Genomic DNA, 15,931 nt, shown 5'->3' on the forward strand with positions numbered 1-15,931 from the left:
TTGCGGCGATAACGCTGCCTGTGAAGGCTTCTTTGGTCTGCTCAAACGGGAGCGTGTTGCTCATCAATCGTATCGAACTCGCGATGAAGCTCGGGCCGATCTATTCGACTACATCGAGCGGTTTCACAACCCACGAATGCGTCGTAGAGTCGCCCGGCAAGATTTGAAGTTTTCAGCCCTTTTCAAACCGTCCGTGGAAATGGGGTAGAACCCTACTGATGCCAGATATCTTTGAGTTCGGAGCCGTAGAGTTGCAGCGTGAGGTTGCTAGATGGCGTGTATTTACCGCCTAGATAGTTTGCCTCGCTGGAGGCCTTGCGCGCATAACTCGCGTAAAGATCGCCGTCGCTACGGGTGGTCGCAGGGCTGGTGCCGGAATAGAAATGCCCAGCATCAATATTGAGGTTGTCGACCTCGCTGCTGAGCAGGTTCACCCCACTCGCGGTCTGCGGCAGCACCCTCACGCCACCGGGTGCGAACAACGGATTCTTAGGCTGCATCTCCCCAATTTTTAGCACGGTTTTTGACACGCGGACCTTCAACGCCCCACCGCTTTTGCCGTAGGAGCTCTCTGGATCACCATGCCGATCAACCGGTAGATTACCGAGCCCGGAGGTCCCGGCACCGCCATCCAGCTTTAGCGCGAATGCCCCGAAGGCATCCACCCCGAATCCCATGGTGCCCTGGGTAAAACCTGACTCAAAGGTACCAATCACACCTTGCGACCAGTCACGCCGATCGGCGCCACCGTTCTTACCATCTCGATTCCAGTAGTAGTTGCGCAACAGGACAGACAGGCGACTATCGTCGACGAAGCCCTTGGAGCTCGCCTGATCGTTCACCAGTGGCGCAGCCGAAGCCAGATTTTGCAGGCAAAAGGATGCCGTCAGGGCCAGAATGCCCTTGTTCAGGTTGTTCATTTAGTTTCCCCAGTTCAGTGAGTGCGGCTCACGCGATCCCACTCGCAAGCCCGATTGGCAGGTATTTCTCAAAGGCTTTCATGATTGGAATGCTTAGCCGCTGCGCCTCATGAAACACAGCGGCCTACACCTAGCTCAGCCAGGCCGCGTGAGCCGCACTATCCCCTCGGCTAGGGTCACCGCAGAAAGCACCGAGTCGATCACCGGAACCTGGAATATCCGCGTCAGTTCCGGGGCCCGTCCAACCAGCCCCCCAGAGCCCAGGACGATGGCTTGCGCGCCCTGCTGATCGATCGCAGATGCAATGGTCTCGCGCAGCATTCTCTCGGTAGCCGCACCGCCGGAAGCAGCCTCAGCGACCCCGATCCCTGCGGCGGCCGCCTGGGCGAGTTGCTCGGCCCCGTAGTACCGCAATAAACCATGAATGGTAGGCAGCGCCGAATGCACCGTGGTGACGATGGAAAAGCGAGCCGACAACGCTCTCGCTGCGGCGATGCTGGCTTCGCAAGCACCGACTACAGGGCAGCCAAGCAATTCGCGGATCTCGCCAAGGACAATGTCATCGAAGCAGGCCAATACGCATGCATCGAAGCCAGCACAGCGATACTTCTCAGCTAATGCAAGCAATGGCGGAATCGCTTGCGCACGATCGGCTGGTGTTTCGATCGACAGCGGTCCCTCGCTCGGATTGACCACCTCCAACGCGGTGCCCGGCGTGATGACGTGCGTGGCCGCTTGACGAATGCCTTCGCTCACTTCGGGATTGCTGTTGGGGTTGATCACCAGAATGCGACTGTTGTGCTGGGCAGCAAGCATGCTCAACTCCCTGCCATCAGCGTCGGAAGCCAGGTGACCAAAGCCGGGAAGGCAATGGTAAGCAAGGTGAAACCGATCATCACGAAGACATAAGGCAAGGAGCCCATTATCACGTCGTTGAAACTGCCGCCGTCTCTCCGCACCCCATGTACGACGAACAGATTCATACCCAATGGCGGATGGATCAGCGCAATCTCACACATCAGCACGATGAAGATACCGAACCAAATCGGATCCACTCCTACCGCCAATACCATGGGTACCGCGATCGGCACGGTCAGTACCAGCATCGACATGGCATCCATGAACATCCCCAACAGCAGGTAAAACACGATCAACAACAGCAGTAGCGACAGCTGGTTCAGCCCCAAACTGGCCACCCACTCGGTGATCGTCTGGGCGACACCAACCATGGCCATGGTCACATTGAGCATCAAGGCACAGGTCAGCACGATAATGACCATCCCTGTGGTGCGAGCAGCCTGCATTGCACAATTGATCAGCAGGTCGATGCTCAGCCGGCCATTTATGGTCACCAGTACTAAGGCAATGGTAAGACCCAACGCCGCGGATTCGGTAGGTGTCGCCAGCCCGCCGTAGATGCTCCCCATAACGACGCCGAAGATAATCAGCGGCGCCAGCAGGTGTCTAAGCATGCTCAGCTTGACCCGCAACGGTACACGACTGATCTCCGATACCTGCTCGCCCACCCGACGATGCGCGATGAAGATGTATAGCGAGAAGCACAACGTCAGCAGCAGGCCGGGAATTACGCCCGCGCTGAACAATTGCCCGACAGAGACATTGGCCAACGAGCCATAGACCAGCATATTCACACTGGGTGGGATCAGAATGCCCAGCGTACCTCCAGCTGCCAGAGAACCCAGCGAAGGGCGAACTGGATAGTGACGCGCTGACAGCGCCGGCAGTGCAATGGTGCCAACCGTAGCAGCAGTGGCCACCGATGAACCCGAAGTAGCAGAGAACAGTGCGCAGCTGGCGATATTGGCATGCAGCAACCCGCCAGGTAGACGGCCCATCCAGACAGACAACGCTTCGTACATGCGGTCAGCCATACCACCGCGCAAGAGCAACTCACCTAGTAGCATGAACAGAGGAATCGCCAGCATCGACGGGTTGTTCAGGCTGGTCCACAGGACACCTCCCATCATCTCGACCATAGCTGGACCAAAGAGGAGGTAGCCACCTAGCGCACCCACGGCGATAATCGCCACCGCTACTGGGATGCTCAGAAACATCAGCAGCAGCATGAGCGCGAAACCGATACCCACCAAAGCAATACTCATGTCGGCTTCCCCTTGCGCTTGGCCAGCTCACCTAGTTCCGTCTGCAGCTCATCCGCTAGTGAGTCGGGGGAGAAGCGCTGGTTCAGCGAGTCCCAGTCTCTACGGATTAGCAATCGACCAGCTTGCGCAGCTAGGATCAGTGCAGCCAAGGCAAAAATGGCCATGCCAGCCAGCCAGACGAGCTGTGGAAATACCAGTGGAGTCGCCCAAGGCGTCTGAGCGACAGAGTGGTATGTGCGGGTATCAAGCAGCGTGACTAAGGTGAAGTACAGTAGGTACAGCGAAAGGAGGCTCAGCGAGAGCATAGCCATGGCGTTGCTCAACGCTTTGACCGTGACGCTCATCCGAGCCTGAAACAGATTGATGCGGATATGCGAGCGCTCAATCAGAGCAACTGAGAAAGCCAGCGGCGCGCAGATAGCCATCGCATAGCCCCCCAGTTCGTCCATTCCTCCCAGTGAAAAGGAAAACAGCTTCCGCAGCAGCGTCTCTGCGGTAATAGCCATGGCTAGCGCCAGCATAATTACGCCAAAGGCGATGCCGCACCAGCGCGCATAATTCTTCATGGAAATGCTCTCCAACCTCGGCTTTACCGGCCCGAATGAGAACCGACTGTGGCGCGCCAGGTTTTCTCGCAGTCGGTGTCCACCGCGTTGCACTGAGCAGCCCAAACCGGCAGCGATGTTTTCTCAACGGCCTGCGCCACAGTCACTTCATCTGCTGTCGATACAGGAAGGGTCTTTAGCTTGTAGAGCTTGCCTTGCTTGCAAGGTTGCTCACCGCTGTTGCAGCGCATGGCGTCTTCATAGAGCTCTTGGGAGTAGTTCCAGATGTTGTTGTCGAGCTCGTCAAAGGCCTTCTGCAGCTTGCCTTGCTGCTCTACGCTCATGGCGTTCCAAGTCTTGAGGTTGATCGCATAGCCGTTGACCGCCAGCTGCAGCGCAATCGGCAACACCGTCGTAGTTGCCTCCGGCCAGCCTGCGGCATTTGCAGAGGCAGGCCCCGTGACCGCACAGTCCACCACGCCCATTGCTAGCGCCTGCTGCACTTCTCCAAAGGGCATTGCGACCCCAATAGCCCCCAAACCACTCATGAACTTGGCGCCACTCTGATCGCCAACCCTCACCTTCAGTCCCTTCAGATCAGCCAAGCTGCCAATCTGTGGTTTGCAAAACACCAGTTGCGGGCCCGCGGGCCATACCCCCAGCAACTTGGCGTTGAACTGACTCTGCAGACGTTTATCGACGTAATCGAAAAAACTCCGGGTATTCGCACGGCCAGCTTCGAAGGAGGTGTTCAACCCGACCAGATCAAAGCCCAGCAGCGCCGGCTCATCTCGACTGACCTGCGGACCACGAATGGAAACGATGTCGAACAGACCTGACTTGAGAATGCGCAGGCCATCGCTATCAGGAATACCGGCTACGTCGGAGGGAACGTACTGGACCTTGGCATCCAGACCAGACTGCTCTGCGAAACGGCTAAAGAAGGGTTGTTCCTGGTTTTTTTGGATCATGCCAGATCCAACCGGCTGCCCCAGTACCTTGAGCTGAAGAGGCTGCGCCTGGGCAGCACTAACCATTAGTGCAGCAGCCAGTCCAAGGAGAATACGATTTGCCATGAACGTGTCCTATTGAAAGCTGATTGGAAAGCGGACCCGTTCATTCAAAGCAGCCCGCCAACATGCGGGATATGAAATTCAGTTTTCATGCCAATATACATGAAAATATATTTTCATTTAATAATCAAACAGTTGCCAGATTCAGGAAACTAGGAGAGAAATTATCTAGCGCCTTCAGCACGCACCTTAACGGTGCCTGCTGCAGGCGACAGGCACGAAAAGCGGTCATCCGTAACGGACCGTTGCTAAAGTTCGTCGAGGCTATCGTTAAAGGTCTCAATCCCGCGCAGTCGAGCCCTGCCGGAGGCCCCAGCCAGCTCTATCGCCCGGGTTGCAAGCAAATGGCATACGCCCATAACAGCCACATGATTGAACAATGGGCCGGGAGCTAAGGTCTGGCAGCGGAAATGCCAGGTCACATTGACCAGCGGTGCAACGCCTTCGTCAGTGATGTACAGCAGGCTCGCTCCACTCTTGCGAATCGCCTCCAGAATGTTCTCCATGCTGGCCACCCGGCGCCGCAACCCGAACACCACGACCGTATCCGTCTCAGCGAGGCTGACCAAACTCTCGCCCAGTGTTTGCCCCGCCCCTGGCAGAGCGACGATGTTCTCTATCACCTGAGTCATCTGCCACTGCAGGTAACTGGCAAACGGGTGGCTGCTGCGAAAGCCCAGCACCCAAACCTTTCGGGCAGCCAACATGGATTGCGCCACAGCGGTGATCTGTCCCTCACTGATTCCCAGGAAGGTCGACTCGATATTCGTGATGCCCTGGGCCACATGGGCTTCCACGGACTGCACTGCGGCGCTGTCTACCGAGCCGGTCAAGAATAAGCGCGAGCCGCTCTGTTTCTCGACTCGTGCATGGCGCCTGGCAGCCTCGTAATTTTCATATCCCAGGCGTTTGACGAAGCGCGACACCGTAGCATTCGACACCTGAGCCAAAGTGGCCAGTTCAGAGGCGGAATAGCTCGCCAACTCAGCAGGAAAATCGCAGACGAACTCGCCCAAACGCTTCTCAGCCGGCTGCAGCTTGGGTAGCGCCTCGCGCACGCGAGTCAGAAACGAAGCTTCTTTGTGTGACATGGCACCCTGCCAAGCGAATTTCGAGCGACTATCAGCTCGCAAGTTGAACTCCAACGCAACACTCCGTTTAAAACCAGAAAATGCTGCAAGCCATACCGAGCATCATACTGAATCGTTTCGGCATCACTCGACACTCATTGGGCAAGATCAGGAATTAGGAAGAAGCCGCGATTCGAAGCTGATGAAAGCTCCAGGCCGGCTCTGGTTACTGCCATAAATCGGGGCTCACCTATCTGCGCTCGCATCAAACGGTGACCCCATCCCAAAAAATCTCAGTCCTACATCACAGCAATGACATACCACCAGGAGACTTTCCGACCATGTCATTGCATTGCCCTCGCTGTCGCTCGCTCAGGATCACAGCTACAAGCCCGGCCAAGAAGCTCGGCATCATTGCCGGGACCCTTTACGGCGCAGCTCGTGGAATCTCCGCCGCAATAACTACGCACCGAGTCAGCTCAGAGCCCCCTCAGATTAGCCCCTTGAGCATCTCCCTCGGGTCGATGTCAGGTGCCGTTCTCGGAGGCCTGGTCGGCGCCATCAGCGGCTGCACATTTGGAGCACACCTAGGCGAGCAGCTCGATCGCCATGCGCTCGCCAACAATATCTGCCTCACCTGCGGCGCTCACTTCAACGTGCCGGTCTAGCTGGCCTCCTCCCTTCCCTATTTATTGTCCATAACCCTCAGCCGGTGCTGCGCATGACGCAGCGCTTTATGCCGGCTATTGCCCAAAGGAAACTCATCATGGCTCATCTCGTAGAAAGCATGGCGTACGTCGGCGCGACTCCCTGGCATGGTCTGGGAAGCCGCCTGTCTCAAAGACAACCTCTCGAAGTCTGGCAGCGTGAAGCTGGCATGGACTGGCAGATCCAGGAAAGCCTTGTTCACTTCAAATCAGACGCCGCTGGCCACCTCGGCAGCATCCACTCCTTCCCTGAGCAGAAGGTGCTCTATCGCTCCGACACCAAAGCGCCACTCTCAGTCGTCTCTCAACGCTACCAAGTCGTGCAGCCGCGAGAGGTATTGGAGTTCTATCGCGACCTGACTCAGGTCTCAGGCTACGAACTCGAAACCGCGGGCGTGCTCAAGGGTGGTCGCAAGTTTTGGGCACTCGCTCGCACCGGACAGAATACCTCGCTGAAGGGCAACGACCTGGTTAACGGTTACTTACTGTTGGCTACGTCCTGCGACGGGACTCTGGCTACCACTGCCACACCCACCACTGTGCGCGTCGTATGCAACAACACCCTCACCATCGCAGTCGATGGCGCCACCCGGGCTATCAAAGTCCCGCACAGCACCCGCTTTGACGCCCAAGCGGTGAAGAAGCAACTGGGTATTGCCGTCTCGCAATGGGACGAGTTCATGTATCGCATGCGCATCCTGGCCGATCGCAAAGTGCGGTCGAACGAGGCACTGAACTACTTCATGGGGGTGATGTGCGACACGTCCCTCAGCAGCGAAATTCCAGAAAAGCTGGTCAACGAGCGCGCCATGCGCAAGGTGCAGAGCTTGTATGAAGGCCGCGGACGTGGCTCGCAGCTGGGGGCAGCGAACGGCACTGCGTGGGGACTGTTGAATGCTGTTACTGAGTACGTCGACCACGAACGTCGGGCACGCAGCAACGAGTACCGCATGGACTCGGCTTGGTTTGGCCAGGGAGCCATGATCAAGCAGAAGGCGTTGGATGCTGCTTTGAAGCTAGTGGCCTAACTCGCCACCAGATTACACCTGCGCCTGAACAAGCTCCTCAAGCGTCGCTAGCAACTTCGTTTGGGCTGCTTGTTCAAGGCGATGGAACTTCAAGAGAAGCTCCGCTTCGGTATCGCGGCTAGCGTAGAAATAAGCTGCCGGAAGGCATAGCTCACCGGCCAACCGCTCAACCAGATCAAGATCTGGGACCCGCTTTCCCAGCTCGTAGCGATTCATTCGCGCACTAGCTGACGCAGGATCGATACCAATTCGGATGCCTAACTGCTCTTGAGACAACCCAGAACGCAGCCGCGCCTCTTTGATTCGCTTGGATAACGTAGACATGGCGCTCTTCAAGTACTTGAAGAACGAAATCGTCCAGCGTTAGGCTTAACCAAATACTACCAATTTGGTAGTTTTACGCGAGATCGCGCCTCAATGAGCCACTGCTCACCGGGCGTCATAGCAAAGATTTCAATCAGCAGAAGGAGTCTGCGACACCGGACTCGAGCACCACATCAGGAAGCTCGTGGTGCGACGAAACTGGGAATCCGGCGATAAGCGAGATTACCCGACAGATCTACCCAGCAAGGAAAATTCAGAGAGGGAAACCCATGAAAATCGCAGTACTCGTAGCCATGCTTTTGGCTACTGCAGCAACGGTCACTCAAGCAGCTAACAACGTCATGCCCTGCTCCAACCCGTGGAACCTCAAAAACACACCATTTGACGGCCTATTCACTGCTGCTGAGGGGCCGGTCAGTACATGCTTACCGCTCGATGCTCCTAAAGTCGCTCGCCTCGTCATGCCCAATGGTGAGGTGCGGTTCGTATCTGGCTTCAAGCCGGTCACCTGTGGTGATGATGGAATCTGCGCCCTGGGCAAGGATTTCTATGGCAATGCGCCCAAAGGAAACTATGTCGTCGCAGCAGGTTGGTACATGGGCGTCGACACAGCCGGTAACCCGGTTTCCTATGCCAATGGCACAGGCCCTGGCTTCAACGGGAAACGTCAGACTGCCAACTCTCTAGGCAAGCGAGAGCCTGGTGAAAAATTCCATGCCGTCTGCCCTATCAACGACAGCGACTACTGCACCGTCGATACGGCCTTGGGCCTTGTCACTGTGAAACTGGCCAGCCTGCCAGTTATTGGCATTCCGGCCGTCAACGAAGCGGATGTAGCAGCCAAAGGAGGGAGCTGTGACTCCCTGCCCATGTGCTACGACAAGAACGGCAATCAGATCGGCGTAAATGCCGACATGCTCCCGAAAAAATAACCCCCTAAATCCCCCCAATGCCCTGTGGAAACCAACTTCCGCAGCGGGCCGGCTCACCCTAAGGAAATGTCATGAGCACCAGTTTTGATAACGCCAAATCCAACGGCGCTGACGCAGTCGGCAATCAATGGCACTACGAGCAGAACGGCGAACGCAAAGGCGGCTTCGATCAACAGCAGATCATCGATTTGATCCGCAGTGGAACGCTGACCTACGGCTCGATGGTTTGGAAGAAAGGCATGACCGCATGGGCCAAGATTGAGCAAACAGAGCTACGCCAGCACCTGGATGAGTTTGGGCCGCCGCCCCTCACCGGCTCCGGCGTGAACAACAAAATTGTTTGGCTGATCGCGTTCGCTCCGATCATTGGCTACCTGCTGGAGTCTTTCGTCGCCGGCCTGTTCGGTGCGAATGAAGCGCAGTGGGAGCGAGCCATGTCGGAGAACCGATACTGGTACGTCACCCTCGCGTTGAACATCGGCCTCTCGGTCCTCGACTCCAAGCACCTCAAGCAAGCTGGTCACGATGTCAGCCGCTTCAAAGGCTGGGTATTCGTGGTTCCGGTTTACCTGTATCAGCGTTCCAAGCTACTGAACCAGAACCTCGCCTACTTCATCACCTGGATCGTCTGTTTCTTCATCAGCATTGGTGCTCACCAGGGCTAAGCGCCCCAACGCACCAGCAGCAAATCCCTTGCATGCCCAGCCGGTGAAGACCTGCTGGGTTTTTTTATGCCCGGAGGCTTCTATGGCTCACGCCTATTTCAACCCTGGCTCGGAACCACCGCGCCCTGCCCTGCGCCTGGTGAGCACCAAAGATCTGTCTCGCGATGACTGGCTTGCTGTCCGCAAGCGCGGTATTGGCAGCTCCGATGCCGCAGCAGCCGTCGGCCTCAACCCCTACAAATCACAATTGGAATTGTGGCTGGAGAAAACCGGCCGCGATTCGGGTTTACCCAAGAGCGATGTGAACGATGAGGAGAGTCCGACTTACTGGGGCAACATCCTGGAATCAATCGTCGCGCGGCATTACACCCAGCGCACCGGCAATCGAGTACGCCGCATCAATGCCGTGTTGCAGCACCCTGACACCAAGCTCGACTGGATGCTGGCCAACATCGATCGCGAAGTCACCGGTGCTGAGGACGTGCAGATCCTTGAGTGCAAAACTGCAGGTATCAACGGTGCTCGTCTCTGGAAGGAAGGCGTACCGGTCTACGTTCAACTGCAGGTAATGCACCAGTTAGCGGTTACTGGAAAGCAGGCTGCAGATGTGGCTGTACTGCTCGGTGGTCAACATCTAGAGATCCACCGAATTGAGCGCAATGACGAACTCATCCATTGGCTGATTGAACTGGAGAAAGAGTTCTGGGGCTACGTCGTTCGTGACACTCCACCACCGGCAGATGGGTCTGAATCGGCGGAGCGTGCATTGCGTTGTCTTTATCCCCTCGACCAGGGGCGCACATTGGATTTTTCTGAAGACGTCATCCTGTCATCGGCGTTCGATGAATTGAAATCTGTGCGCGCCACTCTCGAACGTCAGAGCAAGCGCGAGGCGGAGCTGAAGCAGCAGCTGCAGCAAGCCATGGGCGATGCCAGTCGGGCAGTTTTCGCCAATGGCATGGTGTCCTGGCGCAAGGCCAAAGACAGCGTAACGCTCGATGTTTCACAAGCGCTCAAAGAGAAGCCCTATCTACTTGCGCGCTACCCCACCACCAAAATTGGCAGCCGCCGATTCTTGATTCTCTGAATTCGCTTCCCCCATTGGCCACCCCGATGCAATTGCGCACCTGGGTGGCCTTTTTTATTCATCCACAGGAGAACCACCAATGCTCAAAGGCTTGGCTATCACCCCGCCAGTGCTCGGGCGGATTTCCATCGGCAAGGTCGTGGAGAAGAACGGCAAGCGCCTACCGGAGAAGGACGACCAGTTCACCATCACTACACAGATCCAGTTGCGCGATCACTGGCTTACGCATCCACTCGACGAGGAGCTACGCAAAGCCCAAGGCGGCAAGATTCGTAGCATCCCAATCCGCCTGCTGTTCAATGCTCCTGATTTGAATTTTCGCGCTGAGTACTGCCTGTTCGATCGCCAAACCGGACGGCCGATCTGCATGGGCAATGGCGAAACCTGCAAGCGCCGTGGTGATAAAGGAGTCGAGTCACTCCCCTGCCCTTCACCTGACGGTTGCCCTCTGGCTAAGGGAGGCGCCTGCAAGCCCTACGGGCGTCTCAACGTAGCTATTGGTGATGAGGATTCGCTGGGCAGCTTTGTGTTTCGTACGACGGGCTTCAACAGCATTCGCACCTTGGCGGCTCGACTGCAGTACCTCCAGGCAATCTCCGGCGATCGCTTGGCTTGTCTTCCACTGGAGCTACGTCTTCGTGGAAAGTCGACACGGCAAAGTCATGGGCTGCCGATTTTCTACGTCGACATCACCGTACGTGACGGCATGTCGATGGAGGGAGCGCTGCAGCATGCTAGAGAAATCGATGATGTGCGGCATGCGGCAGGCTTTGATCAGAAAGCCCTGGATGCAGCAGCGAAATCGGGGCTCGCCAACGGCAATTTTGAGGACAGCGAGGAGGAAGGCGAAGCCATTGTCGAAGAGCTCTTTCCTGAAGGGCCAACCAACGCAGTCACCTCACCAACTACAGCAGACACAACTGCAAGCTCAGCCCCACGCCCCACTCTCTCGACACTACTGCGTGCTCGAGCCGAAGCCCGCAATCAGTAGCTCACCGATATACGAAAACAAGCATCGAGCTCAGCTCGAGGCGGACCTACACCACCGGAGTACGAACCATGCTCAGCCTCACCCGCAGCGTCGGCAAAACCATCCGCATTGGCGATGACATTGAGATCGTCATTCTTCGCATCAGAGGCAACCAGGTGCGAGTCGGTATCTCAGCGCCGCCCCACATCACGGTGCATCGCGATGAGATCTATAAGCGCATCCAATCCACCTCGCCGCAACCCTCCTGCTAGGTTTTCTCGTAGGAGCTCCCCCATGGGTTTGATGCGCTTTCTAGGCCTGCTGTTTGTATTGATCAGCATCTTCGCCGGCAGTGCAGCCGTAGTGGCCCTGGTGATTCTCGCCGTGCGCTTTTGGCCACTTATGTTGGTCATCGTGCTGACCCTTGTCCTCTTTCAATTTAGGCCCAAGGCAGTTCACAAATCTAAGAGATAAAGCGTCATAAGCAGGAGCCCGACGGGCTCCTGCTGAGTTTTATTTTTTGATCGACAGACAGCTTCCGACCGATTCTGTTGAAAAAGTCGGCCTCTGGGAGAACTGCTTTTTAGCAGTTCAAAAAATGCTCAATTTTGGTGTTGCTACGTAAAACCAAGACAGCCCCGTCTTCTGAGCGAGTTAGATTTCAATGTCGAACACGCCCTTTCGTAAGCAAACTTCGCGGAGAGGCCTTTTCAACAGAATCGGCTGTTAGCTGCCTCTGTGGAGCGGCAGTTACGGACCCAAAGCACGTAATCGCTTTGCATATTTGCATGCCCGGAGATGGCTGAGCTGAGTCATTTCTCACCGACAGTCCGAGCGTCCACCCAATCCGATTGGCGACGAACCTCGATATCGACGATGTGGCGAGGCGTTCGCCCCAGCCGGGGATCGCCGTTGGCAACGGCGAGGATGACTTCATCTTCGTCGCCAGCCCACAGGCCGACTAGGTAGTGCAGGAAGAAATCCGCATAGGTGCAGCTAGCGTCCCGCACCTGTAACGCCGAGACCGAAGTTTTGCTTGTGTGCAACTGGGTCAAGTTCCTAACGAGCCGGGCTGGGGCAACCCAAAGCGTCGGGCGCGACCAGGCCGGCGTCGCGAACAGGTAATAGGCGTGCTCAGACTGTTTGAGCATGTCCTCGCATTGCCGCAGGTTGACACCTATCGTAGAACCGAAGCTCTTCCCCGACCCAGTGCCGCTGCGCTTTTTCACCTGTACAAGGGTGGTCCGCTGGATCACCGTTTTGCCCTCGTCCACAATACGGGTTAGGAACAGCACATCGGCCCCCAGTGGAGCCCCGGCGGGCGTGTTGGCCCCTTCCTCCCGCTTCCCGGGCTGACGCACTTTCACCGACAGGCTCGGATACGTACACTGGTTCGTGGCCTCGAGCTGGCGCAGCCGACGGCTCGCGTTGCGTACTGCCTCCTGCGTCAGGGCCAGTAAGCGCGCAGTATGGGCCTCCTCGTCCTCTCCCCAGGTCTCCGAATACTCGTCGCAAAACTCTTCCTCGATCTGGCTGAGCGCCTTATGAATGAGGCGCTCCACGGACGGGTTGCCCAACCAGGTTTGGGCACCGACGCTGGGTAGCACTGTGGTATTCTCGCTCTGACCTCCTGGCCCCTCCAGGTCCAGTGCCCCCCGCACGGACCGTACCAACCCCTTGGCCCTCAGCTGCTTCTGCCTTGGGCCAGCGCTAGCGAGCCGGCTCGCAAAAGCCAGGTGATTTTCATCATCCATCAATCGCAGAAGCACCGGCTCGACTTCGGCGAACGCCGTCTGCTCGAGCCAAAAGCAGGCGAAATCGAGGAGTCCCTGGGCCAGCTCTGGCTCCTCCCTCACTTGGTCGAAAATATCCTGCCGCCAGGCCTCCCGGGCGGCGGGCCCCAGTTGGCTCCACAGCGACTCTCGATCCCACGTCCCGGAAGGCAATTCCCTTAGGCGTGCGACAACGCTTTGCTGGCCGGACTGCGCTGGCTCCCCGAGCTCATGCCAGCCCGCGGCAAGCGCGAGGTCTGAAGGCATGGTGTGCGTCGACAGCGCAGCAAGCGTCGAATAGGCTTTGGCAACGCATTCCTTGAGATAGTCTTTCTGCTCTGTCTTCGAATTGTTGCGCCAGCGCAGAAACAGACTGCGCACATCGTCCGCCTCGATCGTGTGGCAATGTTGGATCAGCCGAGGAAAGACCGCCGGATCGGCTCGATCGAGAACCTGCTCGCAGGCCCAGCGGGACTTCTGCACCGTTGGAGAGTTCGCAAAAAGCGAGAAGACAACATTAGGCACTTTGCAGCATTGAGAGCCAGGGATCCCGCCCACATTGGCCTCCAAATAGTCGAGTACGAATTGCTTATGCTGCTCGACCAACTGCTCGAAGGCCCAATTACTCTGGTCGCTCCGTGGTTCCACTAATTCAAGGCAATGGATGTAATCGTCCTCCGACGTACTTGCCACCAGCGCCGCCATGATCTCCCGATCATCCAAAAAACGAGATCGGTCATGTGAATGGGCAGCCAGCAGCCAACTCACCCATTTCGCACGCGGCGCGATCTCCGCCACGATGGTGTCGCGCAAGGCCGGGGAGTCGCCTTGAAGCACGTCCTTCCTGAAAGCCTCTTGGGCAGATAGGTAGGCATTCCGGTCTAGGATGGACGATGAGTCCTTGATCCCGATAGATCCGTACCCAAGAATTGAGAGGGTCAGTGCTATCGGTCCGTTCATTGCCGTACTCTGGAGTTCGAACTCAAAGCGCTGACGATCGGAGAAGGAATTCAATAGCCAATTGGACGCATCGCTGATGTTCTCGGTAGACAGGTGGGCGTAGTCCAGCCGAAGCATGCCTTCGCGGACGTCAAAGTAACGTCCTAGGTGTTCGATCAGCGGTGGAGCCCAGTCGGCCAGCAGGATGCTGGCAACTGCCAGTTCGTTGTCGAAGTTAATCTTCACACTCAAGGCGCTCTCCTTTTCCACGCGGCGAACGCCGCCTGTCCAATGCCGGTATCCGGCTCCGGCGAAGTGCGGCGCGCTTCACCACCGACCACAATCGCTGCAAAGCAGAAAGTGAACTGAATCTGATGAGTTTTCGCTTCTGGCCGATCCCTGTCCTTCGCGTCCGCCGGCTTTGGGTCGGTAGCTGCCCCTCACTAGAGGCAGCAATCCACAGCCAATAGTTGCCATGCTGCGGGGTATCTGAGGCACTCCTCCCAGCCCAAAGACGCAACAGGAGGGGAGCATTAGCTCCCAACCTAATCCCAGAACTCTGTGGGCGGAAAGTCATCGATTGAGTCCTCAATGAAGCCCCCCTCCTCATTAGCTTCCAGGCGCATTGAGATTGATGAGGAAACTAGCCGCCAACGTTGCTCTCGGAACTTCACCTCAAAGTCCAAGGTTGCGCTGAACCATTGGAACTGCTGTGCATAGCGGAATTGCTCGATGCGGGTTAGCTTGGCTTCGCCACGGGCAATCAGTATTCCTTTCTCGGCGTCATACCGGCTCTCCACGAACAGGTTGTCCATGTGAAATCTGATACCCGAAGCCTTTGGTGCCAGGCAGTCCAAGAGGGCTCGCTGAGTAACCTGCTCGGCCAACTCCTCGCGTATGTCTGTGAGAAAAAACACGTCAGCGAACCTCTCAACGCCAAAGGCGACGCGGAGCAGGCGTGCGTCATCGGGGTATCGCAACCCAACATTCTGGAGATCGTGGTAACAGGAAAACCCTGCATTGAGAGACAGACGCTCTCGTGCCTCTGAAAGCTGCCGACCGTACTGCTGAGCAATGGTTTTAGAAAGAGACTTAAAAACGTTCAGTGCGGAAAAAGTGGACATGACATTCCTCGTGCCATGGACGCGACGACCGATTGCCTGTTCACCGGACTGTCCATGATGGGATTGCCATGGTTCTTCGGGGGAGGTTAAGCGATGGGCTCTTGCTTCGCGTAACAGGCGCCAGGCGACCATCACCGCCTTGAAGCAGAAGATATCCAAGCGATTGAGCGAAGACAAGACCCCAACGATTTACGCCTGAACGCCGCCCTGTCAATAACCCACGAAAAAGCTCTGCTCGGTCGCGGCACGAGGCTATCGCCGGGAAAACGTTAAATGCTCCCAATTCGTGAAGTCCAAGACTGGGGAGGCAAAGCGGTTGAATGCTCCGCTTGTCTGCTGCTAAACCCGCCTGGCTCGCAGCTCTGCTCATACTGCTCTAACTCGAGCACTGCGTCCCGAGTGCTGATCTCCGGCGACGTGGCTACAACAATGCATCATCGGATGCGCAGTTCCGCTAAGCCTGACCGCTCGCTGCAGGCAGGGCCCGTTCTACTGGTACAGCCAGATCCATTCAAGATCGATTAAGCCAGCCTATTAACAGGGCGGCCGCAAAAACTGAGTGCAACACCCGACCATTTCGGTAAGGTGTTGCCCCATGTCCTATCACGAACTCAGCGCCACAGAGCGCGTCACGATCCAGATCGGCCTGTGC

The 15,931-nt window shown here is 56.9% G+C and carries 16 protein-coding genes and 1 pseudogene; 8 read left to right on the forward strand and 9 right to left on the reverse strand.

All coding sequences use genetic code 11. The features are described from left to right. The coding region (locus tag A9513_RS34795; RefSeq protein ID WP_141678381.1) for an IS3 family transposase at positions 1 to 208 on the forward strand (208 nt) is incomplete at its 5' end. A gap of 7 nt (positions 209 to 215) precedes the next feature. Here the strand turns inward: A9513_RS34795 and A9513_RS11405 are convergent. The 6 genes and pseudogenes from A9513_RS11405 to A9513_RS11430 form a co-directional block, all read right to left on the reverse strand. Continuing rightward, a pseudogene (locus A9513_RS11405) lies at positions 216 to 920 on the reverse strand (OprD family outer membrane porin); the annotation flags it as partial. A gap of 135 nt (positions 921 to 1,055) precedes the next feature. Next, positions 1,056 to 1,736, reverse strand: a complete 681-nt coding sequence (locus A9513_RS11410) for an aspartate/glutamate racemase family protein (protein WP_065327386.1) — start codon at positions 1,734 to 1,736, stop codon at positions 1,056 to 1,058. Between the two features lie 2 nt (positions 1,737 to 1,738). Further along, entirely contained in the window at positions 1,739 to 3,043 is a 1,305-nt protein-coding gene (locus tag A9513_RS11415) for a TRAP transporter large permease (protein WP_065327387.1), read from the reverse strand. Next, the gene (locus A9513_RS11420; RefSeq protein WP_065327388.1) at positions 3,040 to 3,609 is read right to left on the reverse strand and encodes a TRAP transporter small permease subunit; all 570 of its coding nucleotides are present in this window, start codon (positions 3,607 to 3,609) and stop codon (positions 3,040 to 3,042) included. Before A9513_RS11420 ends, A9513_RS11415 begins: the two co-directional genes overlap by 4 nt. A gap of 23 nt (positions 3,610 to 3,632) precedes the next feature. Further along, the gene (locus tag A9513_RS11425; RefSeq protein ID WP_065327389.1) at positions 3,633 to 4,664 is read right to left on the reverse strand and encodes a TRAP transporter substrate-binding protein; all 1,032 of its coding nucleotides are present in this window, start codon (positions 4,662 to 4,664) and stop codon (positions 3,633 to 3,635) included. Positions 4,665 to 4,909: 245 nt separating this feature from the next. Next, positions 4,910 to 5,752, reverse strand: coding sequence for a MurR/RpiR family transcriptional regulator (locus A9513_RS11430; protein ID WP_065327399.1), 843 nt, complete (start codon positions 5,750 to 5,752; stop codon positions 4,910 to 4,912). Between the two features lie 745 nt (positions 5,753 to 6,497). Here A9513_RS11430 and A9513_RS11435 point away from each other — a divergent pair. After that, positions 6,498 to 7,466 carry a DUF932 domain-containing protein gene (locus A9513_RS11435; RefSeq protein ID WP_065327400.1) on the forward strand — a complete coding sequence of 323 codons (969 nt, stop codon included), beginning with the start codon at positions 6,498 to 6,500 and terminating at the stop codon, positions 7,464 to 7,466. A gap of 12 nt (positions 7,467 to 7,478) precedes the next feature. Here A9513_RS11435 and A9513_RS11440 read toward each other — a convergent pair whose 3' ends face one another. Next, positions 7,479 to 7,790, reverse strand: a complete 312-nt coding sequence (locus A9513_RS11440; RefSeq protein WP_065327390.1) for a helix-turn-helix domain-containing protein — start codon at positions 7,788 to 7,790, stop codon at positions 7,479 to 7,481. A 269-nt stretch (positions 7,791 to 8,059) separates the two neighbouring features. Between A9513_RS11440 and A9513_RS11445 the strand changes: the two genes are divergently transcribed. From A9513_RS11445 to A9513_RS11470, 6 genes are all read left to right on the forward strand, one after another. Continuing rightward, positions 8,060 to 8,722 carry a hypothetical protein gene (locus tag A9513_RS11445; protein ID WP_065327391.1) on the forward strand — a complete coding sequence of 221 codons (663 nt, stop codon included), beginning with the start codon at positions 8,060 to 8,062 and terminating at the stop codon, positions 8,720 to 8,722. Positions 8,723 to 8,793: 71 nt separating this feature from the next. Beyond that, entirely contained in the window at positions 8,794 to 9,387 is a 594-nt protein-coding gene (locus A9513_RS11450) for a DUF4339 domain-containing protein (protein ID WP_065327392.1), read from the forward strand. An 82-nt stretch (positions 9,388 to 9,469) separates the two neighbouring features. Next, positions 9,470 to 10,474: a YqaJ viral recombinase family protein gene (locus A9513_RS11455; protein WP_065327393.1), complete on the forward strand. Its 1,005-nt coding sequence runs from the start codon at positions 9,470 to 9,472 to the stop codon at positions 10,472 to 10,474. A gap of 79 nt (positions 10,475 to 10,553) precedes the next feature. Then, complete coding sequence (locus A9513_RS11460) at positions 10,554 to 11,465, forward strand: hydrolase or metal-binding protein (protein ID WP_065327394.1); 912 nt, start codon at positions 10,554 to 10,556, stop codon at positions 11,463 to 11,465. Positions 11,466 to 11,533: 68 nt separating this feature from the next. After that, on the forward strand, positions 11,534 to 11,716 hold the full coding sequence (gene csrA / locus A9513_RS11465; RefSeq protein WP_065327395.1) for a carbon storage regulator CsrA: 183 nt from the start codon (positions 11,534 to 11,536) through the stop codon (positions 11,714 to 11,716). A 22-nt stretch (positions 11,717 to 11,738) separates the two neighbouring features. Next, positions 11,739 to 11,918: a hypothetical protein gene (locus tag A9513_RS11470; protein ID WP_065327396.1), complete on the forward strand. Its 180-nt coding sequence runs from the start codon at positions 11,739 to 11,741 to the stop codon at positions 11,916 to 11,918. Positions 11,919 to 12,256: 338 nt separating this feature from the next. Here A9513_RS11470 and A9513_RS11475 read toward each other — a convergent pair whose 3' ends face one another. Further along, positions 12,257 to 14,407 (reverse strand): hypothetical protein, encoded by a 2,151-nt coding sequence (locus A9513_RS11475; protein WP_065327397.1) that lies wholly within the window; start codon positions 14,405 to 14,407, stop codon positions 12,257 to 12,259. Between the two features lie 293 nt (positions 14,408 to 14,700). Next, the gene (locus A9513_RS11480; RefSeq protein WP_065327398.1) at positions 14,701 to 15,279 is read right to left on the reverse strand and encodes a hypothetical protein; all 579 of its coding nucleotides are present in this window, start codon (positions 15,277 to 15,279) and stop codon (positions 14,701 to 14,703) included. Positions 15,280 to 15,931 lie beyond the last annotated feature (652 nt).

The sequence above is a fragment of the Pseudomonas sp. AU12215 genome, from assembly GCF_001675465.2.
In the GTDB taxonomy this organism is placed as follows: domain Bacteria; phylum Pseudomonadota; class Gammaproteobacteria; order Pseudomonadales; family Pseudomonadaceae; genus Pseudomonas; species Pseudomonas nitroreducens.

Bases quoted from the DNA above. Each gene is read 5' to 3' on its own strand.
- A9513_RS11410 (WP_065327386.1), bottom strand. From the start codon at position 1,736: ATGCTTGCTGCCCAGCACAACAGTCGCATTCTGGTGATCAACCCCAAC.
- A9513_RS11415 (WP_065327387.1), bottom strand. From the start codon at position 3,043: ATGAGTATTGCTTTGGTGGGTATCGGTTTCGCGCTCATGCTGCTGCTG.
- A9513_RS11420 (WP_065327388.1), bottom strand. From the start codon at position 3,609: ATGAAGAATTATGCGCGCTGGTGCGGCATCGCCTTTGGCGTAATTATG.
- A9513_RS11425 (WP_065327389.1), bottom strand. From the start codon at position 4,664: ATGGCAAATCGTATTCTCCTTGGACTGGCTGCTGCACTAATGGTTAGT.
- A9513_RS11430 (WP_065327399.1), bottom strand. From the start codon at position 5,752: ATGTCACACAAAGAAGCTTCGTTTCTGACTCGCGTGCGCGAGGCGCTA.
- A9513_RS11435 (WP_065327400.1), top strand. From the start codon at position 6,498: ATGGCTCATCTCGTAGAAAGCATGGCGTACGTCGGCGCGACTCCCTGG.
- A9513_RS11440 (WP_065327390.1), bottom strand. From the start codon at position 7,790: ATGTCTACGTTATCCAAGCGAATCAAAGAGGCGCGGCTGCGTTCTGGG.
- A9513_RS11445 (WP_065327391.1), top strand. From the start codon at position 8,060: ATGAAAATCGCAGTACTCGTAGCCATGCTTTTGGCTACTGCAGCAACG.
- A9513_RS11450 (WP_065327392.1), top strand. From the start codon at position 8,794: ATGAGCACCAGTTTTGATAACGCCAAATCCAACGGCGCTGACGCAGTC.
- A9513_RS11455 (WP_065327393.1), top strand. From the start codon at position 9,470: ATGGCTCACGCCTATTTCAACCCTGGCTCGGAACCACCGCGCCCTGCC.
- A9513_RS11460 (WP_065327394.1), top strand. From the start codon at position 10,554: ATGCTCAAAGGCTTGGCTATCACCCCGCCAGTGCTCGGGCGGATTTCC.
- csrA (WP_065327395.1), top strand. From the start codon at position 11,534: ATGCTCAGCCTCACCCGCAGCGTCGGCAAAACCATCCGCATTGGCGAT.
- A9513_RS11470 (WP_065327396.1), top strand. From the start codon at position 11,739: ATGGGTTTGATGCGCTTTCTAGGCCTGCTGTTTGTATTGATCAGCATC.
- A9513_RS11480 (WP_065327398.1), bottom strand. From the start codon at position 15,279: ATGTCCACTTTTTCCGCACTGAACGTTTTTAAGTCTCTTTCTAAAACC.